At 40.0% G+C, this 15,807-nt stretch carries 14 protein-coding genes; 9 read left to right on the forward strand and 5 right to left on the reverse strand.

From position 1 onward, the window contains the following. Positions 1–62: 62 nt before the first annotated feature. The gene (locus IL356_RS12175) at positions 63–524 is read right to left on the reverse strand and encodes a DUF4442 domain-containing protein (protein ID WP_121850683.1); all 462 of its coding nucleotides are present in this window, start codon (positions 522–524) and stop codon (positions 63–65) included. A gap of 133 nt (positions 525–657) precedes the next feature. Between IL356_RS12175 and IL356_RS12180 the strand changes: the two genes are divergently transcribed. The 6 genes from IL356_RS12180 to IL356_RS12205 all read left to right on the forward strand — a co-directional run bounded on the left by IL356_RS12180 (position 658) and on the right by IL356_RS12205 (position 6,525). Then, the gene (locus IL356_RS12180; RefSeq protein WP_121848745.1) at positions 658–1,140 is read left to right on the forward strand and encodes a DUF4870 domain-containing protein; all 483 of its coding nucleotides are present in this window, start codon (positions 658–660) and stop codon (positions 1,138–1,140) included. A 176-nt stretch (positions 1,141–1,316) separates the two neighbouring features. Further along, complete coding sequence (locus IL356_RS12185) at positions 1,317–1,646, forward strand: PadR family transcriptional regulator (RefSeq protein WP_121850682.1); 330 nt, start codon at positions 1,317–1,319, stop codon at positions 1,644–1,646. Between the two features lie 63 nt (positions 1,647–1,709). Then, positions 1,710–3,473 (forward strand): PspC domain-containing protein, encoded by a 1,764-nt coding sequence (locus IL356_RS12190; RefSeq protein ID WP_121848744.1) that lies wholly within the window; start codon positions 1,710–1,712, stop codon positions 3,471–3,473. A 131-nt stretch (positions 3,474–3,604) separates the two neighbouring features. Next, positions 3,605–4,336, forward strand: coding sequence for a head GIN domain-containing protein (locus IL356_RS12195; protein WP_121848743.1), 732 nt, complete (start codon positions 3,605–3,607; stop codon positions 4,334–4,336). Positions 4,337–4,459: 123 nt separating this feature from the next. Next, positions 4,460–5,470 carry a dipeptide epimerase gene (locus IL356_RS12200; protein ID WP_121848742.1) on the forward strand — a complete coding sequence of 337 codons (1,011 nt, stop codon included), beginning with the start codon at positions 4,460–4,462 and terminating at the stop codon, positions 5,468–5,470. Beyond that, positions 5,470–6,525, forward strand: a complete 1,056-nt coding sequence (locus IL356_RS12205) for a PLP-dependent aminotransferase family protein (RefSeq protein WP_121848741.1) — start codon at positions 5,470–5,472, stop codon at positions 6,523–6,525. Before IL356_RS12200 ends, IL356_RS12205 begins: the two co-directional genes overlap by 1 nt. 10 nt (positions 6,526–6,535) lie before the next feature. On the opposite strand, the gene IL356_RS12210 is transcribed toward IL356_RS12205, so the two are convergent. Then, positions 6,536–7,951 (reverse strand): SusD/RagB family nutrient-binding outer membrane lipoprotein, encoded by a 1,416-nt coding sequence (locus IL356_RS12210; protein WP_121848740.1) that lies wholly within the window; start codon positions 7,949–7,951, stop codon positions 6,536–6,538. Positions 7,952–7,995: 44 nt separating this feature from the next. Next, positions 7,996–11,082, reverse strand: coding sequence for a SusC/RagA family TonB-linked outer membrane protein (locus tag IL356_RS12215; protein ID WP_121848739.1), 3,087 nt, complete (start codon positions 11,080–11,082; stop codon positions 7,996–7,998). Between the two features lie 269 nt (positions 11,083–11,351). Here IL356_RS12215 and IL356_RS12220 point away from each other — a divergent pair, with 269 nt between their 5' ends. Continuing rightward, on the forward strand, positions 11,352–11,798 hold the full coding sequence (locus IL356_RS12220; protein ID WP_121848738.1) for a hypothetical protein: 447 nt from the start codon (positions 11,352–11,354) through the stop codon (positions 11,796–11,798). 77 nt (positions 11,799–11,875) lie between these two features. On the opposite strand, the gene trxB is transcribed toward IL356_RS12220, so the two are convergent. Beyond that, entirely contained in the window at positions 11,876–12,841 is a 966-nt protein-coding gene (trxB, locus tag IL356_RS12225; RefSeq protein ID WP_121850681.1) for a thioredoxin-disulfide reductase, read from the reverse strand. Between the two features lie 239 nt (positions 12,842–13,080). On the opposite strand from trxB, the gene IL356_RS12230 reads away from it, so the two are divergent. Then, entirely contained in the window at positions 13,081–13,770 is a 690-nt protein-coding gene (locus tag IL356_RS12230) for a LytR/AlgR family response regulator transcription factor (protein ID WP_121848737.1), read from the forward strand. A 197-nt stretch (positions 13,771–13,967) separates the two neighbouring features. Next, positions 13,968–14,672 carry a LytR/AlgR family response regulator transcription factor gene (locus IL356_RS12235; RefSeq protein WP_121848736.1) on the forward strand — a complete coding sequence of 235 codons (705 nt, stop codon included), beginning with the start codon at positions 13,968–13,970 and terminating at the stop codon, positions 14,670–14,672. On the opposite strand, the gene galK is transcribed toward IL356_RS12235, so the two are convergent. Next, positions 14,669–15,805: a galactokinase gene (gene galK, locus IL356_RS12240; RefSeq protein WP_121848735.1), complete on the reverse strand. Its 1,137-nt coding sequence runs from the start codon at positions 15,803–15,805 to the stop codon at positions 14,669–14,671. The genes IL356_RS12235 and galK overlap by 4 nt on opposite strands. Between the last annotated feature and the right edge of the window lie 2 nt (positions 15,806–15,807).

The following is a 15,807-nucleotide window of genomic DNA, read 5'->3' on the forward strand; positions in this document are numbered from 1 at the left end:
GATTGATTTATTGTGATGTCTATTGGTTGTCTATACCAATAGTTTTGTTACAAAAACTCTAATTATTTTGAACTTTTCACTTTCACCGTCCACTCAAAGTTAAAAGTAGAAACCACGACTCCCTGTTCGTTAACACCTACAGATTTCATCCAAAAGGTTTGCCCCTCGGCCGTGGCGACAGTTTTATCAATGGCCTCTTTGATAAGATGCCCATCATTACATGTAAACGTAATTTTACCGGTGGCCTTTTTTGAAAAATTAGCATTGTTATTGGCGACCAGCATACTAATTTTCTTTTTGCTTTTTCTGATTTCGTTAATGACCATAGCACCTGTACTTAACTCAGCGGCCATACCTTGAACGGCCCAAAACATACTCTTAAATGGGTTCTGATTGCGCCAAGAATGCTTAACAGTTACCACGCAGGTATCCCCATTTAATGATTTTACCCGAACACCCGTCCACCAAGCGGCAGGTAATTTGAAAAAAGTGAATTGATTGAACTTTTGTGCGGTAACGCCCATATCCATTAAGGTTTTACTCAAAAATATGCAAAATAACCGAATTTAAAATTGTTAATTTTATCTTAAATTTAAGTACTTTGTTTTGCATAGTACCTTTTTTTAGAAATATATTTGCATAAGAAATTACTAAGTCATGGAAAGTACAATCACCAAACACGAACGAAATCTATCGGCATTGATACATGCATCGACCTTTTCAAGGTTCCTTATTCCCTTCGGTAATTTTATCATTCCGTTGGTACTTTGGACAGCCAATAAGAACGAGAATTCATTTGTCGACTACAATGGCAAACAAGCCCTGAATTTTCAAATCAGCTTACTGATTTACTCGGTAGTATTGGGGGTCATTAGCATTCCTTTCTTTGTAGGTTTCTTTCCCGATATTTTCGATTTCGGCTTCTTCGGTTTCGACAAATTGAACAACTATAACAATTTTTCAATCAATTTCGATCCTGACAATTTCAGGTTTGGATCTTGGCTTATACCACTAAGTCTTGCTGGGCTGGCACATGCTGCTCTTTTCATCATTAACGTGGTATACACCCTATTGGCTACTATTAGAACGAACGAGGGCCAATATTTTGAATACCCCTTGACCATTAAGTTTATTAAATAAAATGGGGCTCATCAACCCTTAACTAACGGAGTTTATTCATCAATCAAAATCATCAATCAACGGTAACATGTTTATTCATCTATCAAAAAACGAACAGTCAACCAATGCAGAAGACATTTTCAAAACAAACACGTTCCCCCAATGTGAAGGAACTGCATAAAAAGCAAAACGAGATTATGAACGTAGAAAATACAAAGGCGCAAATGCGCAAAGGGGTTCTCGAATACTGCATCCTTTCCATTTTAAACGGAAATGACAAGTATGCCTCAGAGATTCTTGAAACCCTTAAAGATGCCAAAATGTTGGTAGTAGAAGGTACTATTTATCCCCTTCTCACCCGTCTGAAAAATGCAGGTTTGCTCAGCTATCGCTGGGAAGAATCAACTTCAGGACCACCTAGAAAGTACTATGCCCTAACCGAAACAGGTAAGCTTTTCTTGAAAGAGCTTGATTCGACCTGGGATGAACTTAGAACGGCTACCAACTTGGTAACCAATAACCGATAAACTAACGAACATAGCTATATGCCCTAAAAGGCTAACAACAACACAAGCCTAAAAACAACGACAATGAACAAGACAATAAATATAAATCTAGCCAACATGCTTTTTCATATGGATGAAGAAGCATACAATAAAATGCAGCGCTACCTTGAGTCGGTCAAACGCTCGTTTGCCAATACGCCCGGTAGCGAAGAGATTCTAGCCGACATTGAGGCTCGAATTGCCGAACTGTTCAGTGAAAAGCTGGAAAATGAAAGACAGGTTATAACGGTCAAAGAGGTCGACCAAGTAATCGCCATCATGGGGCAGCCCGAAGATTACATGGTAGATGAAGACATGTTCGAAGATGAACCAATCAGCGGTAAACAAAAAGCGCCTAAAAGGGCGAAAAAATTCTATCGCGATACAGATCATAAGTACATTGCCGGTGTATCATCTGGGTTGGGCCACTACTTTAATATCGACCCGCTTTGGGTTCGCCTCATATGGATTGTCTTGACCATTGGTTCAACAGGAGCTTTCATTGTCATCTACGCCCTGCTTTGGTTATTGATCCCGGAAGCTAAAACCACCTCTCAAAAACTTGACATGCGGGGGGAGGATGTCAACATCAGCAATATAGAACGCAAGGTCAAGGAAGGCTTTGATGATGTTGCCCACAAAATTAAGAGCGTTGATTATGAAGGTGTAACCAAGAAAGTAAAGAACGGCGGCAAATCGTTTTTTGAGACCTTGGGTGATATTATCATGTTTTTCTTCAAGATAATCGGTAAGTTCATTGGTATTATTCTGGTTGTTGTTGGTGCTGCTACCATTATCGGAATGTTCATTGGCATGCTAACCATGGGTACCTTAGATTGGATCAATCTACCAGGTGTTGACGGGGTACTGAACAACCTGACAGTAGCCCCGGTTTGGGTATTCTCAATTCTCTTGTTCTTTGCCATAGGTATTCCGTTTTTCTTCCTGATGTATTTAGGACTTAAAATACTTGTCAATAACTTAAAATCAATTGGTAACATTGCCAAGTTCTCATTGCTGGGCCTTTGGATTATCTGTATCATTTCATTAATAGTTTTGGGTGTAAGGGAAGCGGCTTCCCATGCCTTTACAGGTAGTATTAAAGAAGACTACTCTTTGACTATCGATCAGAAAACCGACACCCTTAACTTACAACTGGTATCTTCAGAATACTATGATGATGGCGAGTATGTTAGAATGAACGATATGATTCTGGTATATGATCAAGATGGGTCGCCTATGTTGCAATCTGAAGATGTTCGGTTCAATATCAAAAGATCGAACGATTCGGTAGCTCGTATCACAGTTAAAAAAGAAGCTAACGGGCCTTCTTTTGACCAAGCTAGGTCAACAGCAGAAAAAATAGATTATAAGTTCGAGCAAAAGGGTGAGACATTGATGCTTGACACCTACCTTACCACGAATGACCAAAGTAAATTTAACGATCAAGAAGTAAAGGTCAATCTCTATCTGCCGACGGGGCAGTACATGAAATATGCGCCTTCGAATACCCGAAACTGGACCATTCGGGCAGATAGGGATACCAATATAGATGATGCCGAAGATTATTTGTGGATGATGGGCGAAGATGGTCAGTTGAAATGTCAAAACTGTCCGGTTCAAACAGATGATGAAAATGGCGAAAACAGAATTAAGATAAATGAAAATGGTATCGACATTAACATCAATGAATCGAACGGAGAGTCTTTCAAAATGAAAATTGACAATAACGGGGTTCAAATAAAGGCAAAAGACCAGAAAGATTCTTTAGATATTAACATTGACGGAAGTGAAGAAAGCCCTCAATAAAGCAAGTTTTAAACAATTCATCAATATAAAAGAACAGTTCGGTAACATATATTGACTTCATTCGTCGTTATCGTACATCTTTGTTCCCATCAATCGAAAAACTTAAATCAACAATCTAAAAACCAACAGTCATGACAACTTTAGTACGCGTAGCAATCGCTTTCATAGTAGCCATATTTCTTTCTTCCTGTGGTTTCGACATCAACATTGGAGACTTCAGTACCGGAAAGCCGGGTAATGGCCACGTGGTTACCGAAAACCGTAACGTAAGTGGAGATTTTGACGAAATATCGGTCTCCGAAGGTCTTGAGGTGTACATCACCCAAAACGATGATTTCAATATTGAAGTTCAAGCCGATGAAAATATCATCGATTTGATAGCGACCGATATTGAAAATGGTAAACTACGTATTCATGCAGAATCGAATATTGGTAGGGCAACCAAAAAGGTTTTCGTCTCATTACCCCAAGTGAGCAGTTTGAGTGCCTCAAGTGGCGCACAGATGAAAACAGAAAACTCTTTAGTAGCCGAAGATTTACAAATCGATGGCAGTAGTGGTGCTCAAATCAACTTGGCGCTCGATTCTAAAAATGTATCGATCGATGCCAGTAGCGGATCAAATATCAATATCGCCGGTGATACCGAACATGCAGACATCGATGTAAGTTCTGGTGGCAACATCAATGCAAGCGACTTTCAAAGCCAAACCTGTAATGCAGGTGCTAGCAGTGGAGGTAACGTAAAAATCATGGTCGCGAAATCGTTGGTTGCCGATGCCAGTAGCGGGGGCAACATATCGTACTCAGGTGAGCCCAACGTTTCCCAAAAAAAATCCGTTTCAGGTAGTGTACATCAATATTAATCTATGACAACCGTAAACACCTAAACCCCCATGCCTCAATGGGGGTTTTGCTTTTTAAAAAAAGACCGTTTGAATTTAAATGGGTCGTTAGGTCTTGCTATCTTCGTATAAAGCTAATTCGCTATGCAACTGACCCTCGACAAAAAAGTGCTTGAGCTTAAGCACACCTTTAGCATTTCGCGTGAATCACATGACTTTCAAAACACACTGATTGTTGGTCTAGAAATTAACGGTAAAGTAGGTTTTGGTGAGAGTACCTCTAATCCCTACTATAAAATCACCATTGAAAGCATGATGGCCGAGATAGAGGCCATTCGGTCTGAAATCGAAACCTTTGATTTTGATAGACCAGAAATATTTCACCAATTTTTGAAAGATTGTCAACTTTCTAATTTTGCCATTTGTGCGCTTGACCTTGCCGCTTGGGACTTGTATGGCAAAATACATGATAAACCCCTATATGAAGTTTGGGGAACCTCAAAAGACTATTACCCGATTACCAATTATACCATCGGAATTGCCCCCATTGAAAAAATGGTTGCAAAAATGAAAGAAATGCCATGGCCCATTTATAAAATAAAATTAGGAACTGATGACGATGTGGCTATCGTTAAAGAACTGCGAAAACATAGCGATGCCATTTTCAGAATCGACGCCAATTGTGCTTGGTCGGCCGAAGAAACTATTCAAAATGCCCCTCTACTCAAAGATTTAGGTGTTGAGTTTCTAGAGCAACCCTTAAAAGCAGATGATTGGGAAGGTATGGAAAAAGTAGTTCACCAAAGTGTGCTACCAGTTATCGCCGACGAAAGCTGTATCGTTGAAGAAGACGTTGAAAAATGTGGCCTTCATTTCAATGGTATCAATATCAAGTTGACCAAATGCGGCGGTCTTACCCCTGCCCTACGTATGATAGAGAAAGCAAAACAAATGGGCCTGAAGGTCATGGTCGGTTGCATGACCGAATCAACCGTAGGCATTTCGGCCATTGCCCAATTACTACCACAATTGGATTATGTAGATATGGATGGCCCCCTTCTTATCAAAAACGATATCGCCGAAGGAGTAAAGATCTTACAAAACGGAGAATTAAAGTTTCCTGAACTGGCAGGATCAGGTATAACGATGAAGTAATGAGTTATCATATAGGTTCATTTCCTGGTAGAAAACTCAACCTCGATGGAGAAAGTTATCTCTATTTCGGGGGAACCGGTTATTTGGGGCTGCAGACAAATGAAGAATTTCAGAACTTATTCATCGATAACCTAAAAAAATACGGAACCAACTACGGTGCCTCCCGAAAGTCGAATATTCAAATTGATGTTTTTGATAAAGCCGAGAAGCTATTATCGAATATTGTGGGCTGCGAACGTTCGCTAACCTTATCGTCGGGTTATTTGGCGGGGCAATTAATGTCGCAAACCTTCAATAATAAATACCATCAGTTATTCTATGCACCTAATACCCACGCAGCACTCTACCAAAGTAAGATTCGTCCATATACCACATTTACAGCTTTAAACATAGCAGTTAGAGAACACCTTTCTACACGAAACATCAAAGAAATACCCGTTGTGTTTTTAGATGCCATTGACTTCTCAGGATGCAACTATCCTAAATTTGAAGCGCTACAGACCCTGCCTTTAGATGAAGTTATCTTAGTGGTTGACGATTCGCATGGTATCGGAATCGTCGGGCAGGAAGGAGGAGGTGTTTATCGTTCGCTTTTAAAGCTTAAGCCGAGAGAGCTGATAGTCTGCTGTTCGCTCGGAAAAGGCTATGCCATTCAAGGAGGTGCCATTTTTGGCAACCGGCAAAGATTGGATGCCTTGGAAAAAACCGCTTTTTTTGGAGGGGCGAGCCCGGCGACACCTGCATCTATAGGAACCTTTATCGAGGCACAAGACCTTTACGGTGTACAGCGAAAGTTGCTAAAGGAAAACATCGACTATTTTTTGCTTTTATTGAAGCACAAAAAGAAGTTTCACTACATGGCAGACCATCCCGCCTTTACATTTTCTGATGTTCAACTTACGGAGTATCTAGAGGCGCTTAAGATTATAGTGACCAGCTTTCCGTACCCAGATGAAGACGCCCAGTTAATGAGCCGAATCGTTTTGAGTGCGGCCCATAAAAAAGAGGACATTGGACATTTATTAAAATGTCTCAACGTCCTCCCAGAAATTTAATTCTCTTAAATTATTCTACATCCCAAAAAATTCGGTCCAACAAGGTCACCGAAGGTACGTTACCACCGTTTCTACTGACCTCATTATCTGGATATGGCAGCCTTCTTATATACTGGCCATTCAAATCAGGGTTTAAATTGGCAGGCAAGGTCATATTCTCATATTGATAGTCGTATCTTCTGGCATCATTCCATGTTTCCGGATGCAAGAACATTGCCACCCATTTCTCCTTGAAAATATCATCAATGGTAAAAGCCCCCTCACCCATCGATACTTCTGGGCTGGCCAAATATGCATCAATATCCTCCTGGGCAACTTCTAACATTTGCATATGCGCAGCAATACCGTCAAGATACGCCTGATAGGCACGAGGCTTATCGCCTTCAAAAGCGGCTTCTGCCTCAATAAATTTCAATTCGCTAAAAGTGCTGATTAGAACTGGCGAGGTTTGGCCCGTATAGTACTGGTCTTCTATTAGAGTACTTCTCGCACCTTGTTCCGGCGCGTTGCCTCTTCCTGCACCATTAACTGTACCTATGTATTCACCGTCATCAGTGGCCCCGACCATCAAAGGCAATCTAGGGTCTACCGTAGTATAGGTGGTACCATCAAGTGCTTCAATGAATTGTTCCGAAATCCATCCGCCTAAAACCAAATTCGCATTATCACGGGCCACATCTGACCATGGGTTAATAGACTGCTCAAAAAATGAAAGTTGTGCATTGGCATCATTAGATGCGAAACCGTTATCGACTGCATTCAATAACTCATCTGCATCATAAGAAGGTAAATCTTTCACGTGTACCATATACCTTGCTTTTAAAGTGTATGCAAAAGCAATCCATTTATCGATATCACCTGCATAAAGAAAATCGTCATCCCCTAGACTTGAGGTCGTAGGGCCTTGCAAATTAGCGATACCTTGATCTAGGTAATTCAATATAACTGTATACAGCGATTCGTCAGAATCGTAAACCGGTGTAACCGTTTCAAAATTAAAACCTTCGCTGTAGGGCATGTCTCCAAAAATATCGACGCCCATACCCAAGTTCAAGGCCATTAGAACTTGTGCAGCTCCCTGATAATGACCAGCCCCCTGTTCTTCGGCCTTATCGATTAAAACAACAAGGTCGGTCATTACATTATACAGCCTGAACCAAGTAGTGTTGTTACTGACAGGATCCATGGTATCAGATGAACTTGCCGGGTTCGGTGATGCCAGGTACTGAACGTAATTTGATGTTATATCGCCCACGCGAAAAACATTATACGCCGATTCATAAACGCTATTGATCATTAACCCAGAGATAGGAGCATCTTGAGGATTATTGGGGTTTTCGTTTACATCGAGATAGGAATCGCACGCCGATAGAACCAATATCAGGCCTATCGCGAAAATTCTTTTAATATTATCTGAAATCTTCATATGTCTTATATTTATTAGGATGGACAAATGTTGCCCATTACCATTTATAGTCCGAAGTTAAAAGTTAGAAAATAGCTCTGCGTACCTGGAAAACCAAGTCCGGTAAAGCCTACGGCATTGCCACCTGCACCAGCTGAAAATGATTCTGGATCAAAACCATCCCACGGTGAGTACAAAATAATATTGTTAGCTGCCAAAGACACTCGCATCGACTTAAAAGGTATTCTATCAAGCACCCTGTCACCAAAGGTATAGGCCAATGAGATGTTTCTCAATTTCACATAACTGGCATCTTGAACGAAGTTTTCGCTAACCCCTCGGTAGTAATTCCTCCAAAAACCTGCTCCGTAATCAACTCCATCAGGCCCTACACCTTGCCCTAACCAAACTTCTTGCGTGTTGGGCGAGCCGTCTGCGAGAACACCATCAAAAACCTTGAAGTCATTTCTCGTGAGAGTATATTCATTTTTACCAAAGGCCGATAAGAAATTATCAAATTGGTTGTACTGCTCAACATCGGCCCTGAAATCTACCAAAAAGCTTAACTCTAAGTTTTTGTATGAAAACATGTTTCGAAGACCCCCTATCCATTTAGGCACTGCATTGCCCAATATTAACTGATTTGAATTGGTTAGAGGAAAACCATTATCACCGATTACTGTCGGCAGGCCATTATTGAGGGATACCGCATTTTCATCGGCACCAAAACGCTCATAACTAGTACCATATAAATTTCCGTAGGCATCACCCTTTATCAATTTCATGGTAACGGTACTACCGGCGTAACCAAATTGAGATCCGATTACAATTTCATCTATTCCTTCACGAATTGACTTGATCTCATTGTTGTTCATAGAAAGGTTGGCAGTCGCCGTCCATTGAAAATCACTTTTCTTGATTATATCGCCGCTAAGTACTACTTCGAAACCACTATTCTCAATTTCCCCTGCGTTGGTTATGTAAGAAGAGAACCCCGTGCCATCAGATATCGGAACAGGAATAATTTGATCTTCGGCATTTGATTTATAGTAAGTGACATCTAAATCTAATCTACTATCTAAAAAAGACAACTGCGTTCCAAATTCAACTGATGTTGTCAACTCGGGTTTAAGTTCAGGGTCACCAAACTCGCTGTTACGGCTAAACCCTACTTGACCATTTAGAGGAAAAATATCATCGCTTACAAAAGTAGCCCCTAGAATATGAGGGTTGGTGTCTTTACCAACCTGTGCCCAAGAAGCCCTCAGTTTACCGAAGGTAAACCAACTTGGTGTCTCAAAATTCTCGGTGAAGACATATCCAAGATTTACAGAAGGATAAAAGAAAGAGTTATTGTCTTTCGGCAAAGTCGATGAAATATCATTTCTACCTGTCAGGTTCAGATAAAGAAAGTCTTTGTAATTGACCATCAAATCGCCGTAGAAACCGACTAGCCTTCTGATACTTTTTGCTTGGCCCGTAAATATTTGACGGGTATTGTTGACATTAAAAAAATCTGGAATTACATAATTTTCACCCCTTAAAAATACCCTATCGAATTTTCTTTGAAATATATCGTTACCTAAGCGAAGCGTGGTGTTGAAATCGTCGTTCCAATCTTTTTTCAGGGTTATGTAGAAGTTCGAAGTAATATCCTTACTATTAATTCTGGTCTCTTCGATAAAACCGGTTGAACTTAGGGCTACTTCATTATCTATACCTTTCGGTCCTGGAGTAATCTCGGTTCTCATATCAGTATAAAAGTCAGTTCCCAAACGATAAGAAAGTGTCATCCACTCCCAAGGACTGTAATTAAAGTTTAAGTTACCGATAACCCTATTTACATCGTCTTTATAGGTACTGAACCTAGCATCATAAATAGGATTGGTATTACTATATGTTTTCATCGTACCATCTGGATTGATGTAGTCACGAACATCTTGGGTCTCTGCCCAATACATCATACGCTCCATAAACCTATCATGGGGTACCCTGTTACCACCAGAATTGGTATAGTTGATAGAACCACTAAAATCAAATTTCTCATTGAGCTTTAACGTTCCAGAAATTTTGGCCGATGTACGCGCCCAATCACTAAAGGGAATAATACCCTTTTGGTCAAATCTACCGAAAGAACCATAGAACGTCGCATTTTCGCTACCACCTGATACACTAATACTGTGGTCGGTCTGTATACCGGTGTCAAATGCTCGGTTCCAGTTATCTTGATACTTATGGCCCGGTACGTCTTGAGCTATCTCTGCAATTGGCGCACCCCATGAAGGCCAAAAGCTTGATGGATCATACTCGCCACTAAATCCTTGACCGTATTCTTTTTGAAGCTTTGGCAGACGATTCAATTCTTCGAAACCGACCGATGTGTTCAGGTTGATCTTTACTTGACCTGCCGCACCTTTTTTGGTCGTAATGATGACGGCCCCATTCGCTGCTCTTACCCCATAAAGAGCTGTTGCAGCGGCACCTTTTAACACCGACATCGATTCTATATCATTAGGGTTGATATCAGAAGCACGGTTTGAAAGCCCACGAGGGGTATTACCATTATCATTGACACCTGCCTCTACCGTTGAGTTATCTATAGGCACACCATCGACCACGAATAAGGGTTGGTTATCGGCAGATGGGTCTAAAGAGTTGATTCCGCGTATGATAATCCTTGCACTTTGACCTGGCGCACCCCCGGAGTTGGTAATCTGAACACCGGCCACTTGACCTTGAAGGGCATTTACAATATTTGTTTGTTTGGTTTGGGTTATGGCCTCCGCATCAATACTTTGAGCTGCATACCCCAAGGCTTTCTTCTCTTGCGAAATACCGAACGCCGTAACGATTACCTCGTCAAGTTGTTCAGAATCTTCTTGCATAACCACATTTACACTGGTCTGATTTGCAACTTCAACCTGCTGGGCCAACATGCCTAAATAAGTAAATTCAAGAATATCTCCTGAAGTTGCTTCAATGGAATATTCTCCATCGAAGTTAGTCGTAGTACCCTTGGTTGTTCCAGAAACGATAATGGACACACCGGGTAAGGGTTCACCCGAGCTGTCAGTGACGTTTCCAGAAATCATTTGCCCCCACGTGAATTGTACACATAAGAGAGCGATCATAGCAATCGTAATGTTTCTCATATAACTTTTAGTTAACTAGTTTAACTTAAATATAACAAAATGATAGCCATTTGGTACTTCTCATGTAAGAAATAGCATATTGTCAAATTGTAGTACCGCTTTTTACGATATAGGTTTTCACCACCTTCCTATTTAAAAATATTACAATGTCAAACTGCTTTACGTGAATTAAATAATTTCTAATTAACAAGAGAAATATTAATAATAATTCAAAAAATATCGTATCTTATTATTGCAAATTGAATATCAATCCTTTAAAACACTGTATTATGAAAAAACTATTCGGATTGGTTTTCCTGATGTTATTTTTGGTATCGGCTACCATATACACATCTTCAAAACCTCAAACGGCCCCTACGTTAGAGGGCACTTGGGAACTTATCAACCGTTACAATTGGGAAGACGGTTATGTTTCGGACACCATACCCAATACGAACGGATATCAGCAAGTAAAGATTTATAGTAAAGGAAAAGTCATGTGGACGCGTTATTCGCCCGAAGATCCGAACGAATGGTTCGGCTACGGTTCTTATAATACCACTGATAATAGTTTGGAAGAGCGTTTGGAATATGGATCAAAAGTAATGATGAGTATTCAAGATACGATTGAATCGTTTAAATTTGAACTGGTTCTAGATGACAATTCCTATAGCCAAATATCACTTGATCAAAATGGTAATCGAACCTTCTCTGAAAATTACAGGAGAATAGATTAACACCATTCTAACATTTACTTCAAAAAAAATCCGGCTCAAATTGGCCGGATTTTTTATTTCTCAAGATTATCTTTTTCTTAGACAACCTCTTTTTCTGTTTCAACAGTAGCTAAGTAACGCTCGGCATCTAAAGCGGCCATACAACCCGTACCTGCGGCAGTTACGGCCTGTCTGTATTCTTTATCCTGAGCATCTCCACTGGCAAATACACCAGGCTTGTTCGTCTTGGTAGATTTTCCTTTGGTAATGATATAACCTGTTTCATCCATATCTAACTGACCTTTAAAAATATCGGTGTTAGGCTTATGGCCGATAGCAATGAACAACCCTGTTATGGCTATCTCATCTTTTTCACCGGTATCGTTATTAACTACCCGAAGACCTTCAACTACTTGGTCTCCCAAAACCTCATCAACCTCGGTATTGTATCTCACCTCGATATTCTTGAGGCTATTGACCCTATGCTGCATCGCCTTTGAAGCTCTCATGTAATCTTTTCTGACCAACATGGTTACCTTGTTACAAATATTCGCCAAGTAAGAAGCTTCTTCGGCGGCAGTATCACCGGCACCTACAATTGCAACATCTTGACCTTTGTAGAAAAAGCCATCACAAACCGCACAGGCAGAAACGCCCCCACCCCTCAGACGTTGTTCACTAGGAATATTCAAATATTTGGCAGAGGCACCTGTTGAAATAATAATTGTTTCGGCCTCAATTTCTTTACTGTTATCAACAGTTATCTTATGTATACCACCGATCTCATCGCTTAAATCGACAGAAGTTACCATACCGATTCGCACGTCAGTGCCAAATCTTTCGGCCTGTTGTTGCAACTGGACCATCATGGTAGGACCATCGATACCTTCAGGATAACCAGGAAAATTATCTACCTCGGTCGTAGTGGTAAGTTGCCCCCCAGGCTCCATTCCCGTATAAAGAACCGGTTTTAGGTCAGCCCTTGACGCATAAATAGCAGCTGTATAACCCGCAGGACCAGAACCGATAATCAATGTTTTCACTCTTTCTATGTTCTCAGCCATAATTGATTGCTCGTTTATAAAATTTAAAAAAACAAATGTAACTTTTTTGATATAAGCCCTTTGCAAAAGTTATCAAAAGTTATAGGGCATTAGTCGGCAATAAACGATTTGTCTTACAAACTACCAAATCAATGCAGCAACACCTTTGTATTAGAACCAAACGAAAAATAATTTTATAAAAACAAACCCTCTCTCAATTATTTCGTAGGTACGGTAGAGACCGATGAAAACTTACGAAAATGGAAAAATTGAGAACAGTAATTGTTGATGCTTCCGACAATCATAGAAATAAATTGTCACAATTAATTGAGGGCCATACGGCCCTTCAACATGAGGGTTCTTTTCGAAACGCCATTCATGCCAAAAAAGAAAGTATAGACCAGATTGCCGATATTGTCTTTTTAGACATAGAAATGCCTCTCATAAATGCTTTCGATTTAATCGACACTTTTCACGGAAAGCCAGAAATCATTTTACTCTGCGATAAGGCTGATTATGCTGCTAAAGCATTCGATTACCACATTACCGACTATTTATTAAAACCGGTCTCTTATGATAGATTCAGAAAAGCGGTCAATCGAGCCAAAGAGAACCTCAAGTTAAGGGCAGATGCAGAAGAAAAGGCTCACTTCTTTGTCAAAAGTAACCTAAGAAAAGTTAAGATAAATTACTGCGATATCAAGTGGATAGAAGCATTGGGTGATTACATAAAATTGGTGACCCAAAAATCAAACCATGTGGTACTCAGCTCAATGAAGGCTTTTGAGAAAGAGTTACCTGCCGAACACTTTATAAGAATACACAAATCTTACATCATCAATATCAACCGTGTTCAAAACTTGAACCATGCTGTGGTCGAGGTTGAAGGTCATCAAATGCCTATAAGTCGCAAGAGGCGGTCTGAACTCATGCTGGCTTTGGGTCTTTAAAACTTTTATAGTTCATGAAAGTCAATAAATTTTGAGTATTTGGCAATATTGTTAATTGATCTTTATGAATTTGTAAAGTAGTATATTTGCATATGGGGTGAACTAGAAGCAGAGCCCGGATTTTGATTCACATTCTACTTTCAAAAATGGTGAACTGAAATACCAAATTTGACCTCTGTTTCAATGAAAAAATAGACATGAGTATTCAAACACTGAAGTGCGTTGTTATTGACGATTCAAAAACTCAAAGAACAGCGGTTTCAAAACTTATAAATGATCACAAGAATTTGGTCTTGATTGCTGACTATGAAAATGGCATCAAGGCACAAAAAGGGCTCGTTGATCAACAGATAGACCTTGTGTTCTTGGATATTGAAATGCCGGTTATCAACGGTTTTCAGTTTATGGAGGCTTTGAAAGACCGGCCACAGATCATACTCATTACCTCAAAGGCCGATTATGCCATGCAGGCTTTCGATTATGATGTTACCGATTATCTTCTCAAGCCTATCAATTTTGAAAGGTTCAACAAGTCGGTACAAAAGGCTATTTTGAGAACCAAAGGTGCCCCAAATGAAGAAGAGGGCCATATTTTCGTGAACAGTAAGCTGAAAAGAGTAAAAGTCTATCTGAAAGACATTCGTTGGATCGAAGGTCTTGGTGATTATCTTAAAATCATAACTGATAATGAAAACTTATTGGTTTTAAGTACCATGAAAGGTTTTATGACGCAGCTTCCTTCTGACGATTTTTTACGAATTCATAAATCGTATATCATAAACCTGAATCGTGTAGACCGCTATAACAGTCAGTATGTGGAGCTATGCGGAGAACAAATTCCTTTAAGCCGTCATAAAAAACTAGAACTGGAAGAAGCCCTATTGAACACCTCTGTTCACTAGCTGGCTTCAACTATTCGCGTACCGCCACTAGGTTTCACTTCAAAGATTTCTAAGAGAATGTCGAACTTTTTCTTATAGGCCTCTTTTGCCGCTTCCGTGAATTCTTCTAATTGGTCTTCGTGAACAATATTCAGGGTGCAACCTCCGAATCCACCCCCAGTTTGCCTTGCTCCCAACACACCGGAATATTCTTTTGAGAAATCAACCAAAAAGTCAGACTCTGGGCAACTTACTTCGTAAAGTCGACTAATACCATCGTGGGCCTCGTACAACAACTCACCAACTGCCGTTAAATCGTTCTTTTTTAAATATTCGGTCATTTGAATAACCCTTTCGTTTTCATCTACTATAAAAGAACATCTTTTAAAAACCGTCTCCGAAAGTTCACCTTTACAATATTGTAACATTTCCTGCGTAACATCCCTTAAAGATTTTACCTCAGGGTAACTTTGCTGAATAATGGCAACCCCCTGCTCGCACTCCATTTTTCTCACATTGTATTCACTCGTGGCCAAATTATGCGATACTTTGGTATTCAAGAGAATTATTTTGTAGGGATTCAAATCGATTGGAATATAACTGCTGTCAAGGGATAGACAATCTAAAAGAATCACATGGCCTTCTTCACTCATTACGGAAGCATATTGATCCATAATACCACATTGCGTACCTGCATAGGTGTGTTCTGCCGTTTGAGACAACTGAACCATCTCTAGTTTGGTCAAATTCAATTGGAATAACTCGTTCAGACCGAAAGCCAGACCACATTCTAAAGCCGCCGAAGAACTTAGGCCAGATCCAGTTGGTAGATTACTCTCTAGAACACAATCAAAACCCTTTAGGTTTCGTTCTCGCAGTAGTATTTCATTGACCACACCTAGAATATAGTTATGCCATTCGACCTCGCTTTTAGCAACCTTGGTCAAATCAAAACTAAAACCGGTATCAAAGGTTTTACTATATATATTACAAATAGATTCAGAACCATTTTCTTGAAAATCGAAAGTGATATTCTTTTCGATTGCCGTGGGTAAAACATAGCCCATATTATAATCGGTATGTTCGCCAATTATATTGATTCTGCCAGGTGATACCACCCTCAGTTGTGATTTAAAATTCTGTAGAAATTCCATAA

Source organism: Euzebyella marina, from assembly GCF_014855515.1.
Taxonomy (GTDB): Bacteria; Bacteroidota; Bacteroidia; order Flavobacteriales; family Flavobacteriaceae; genus Euzebyella; species Euzebyella marina.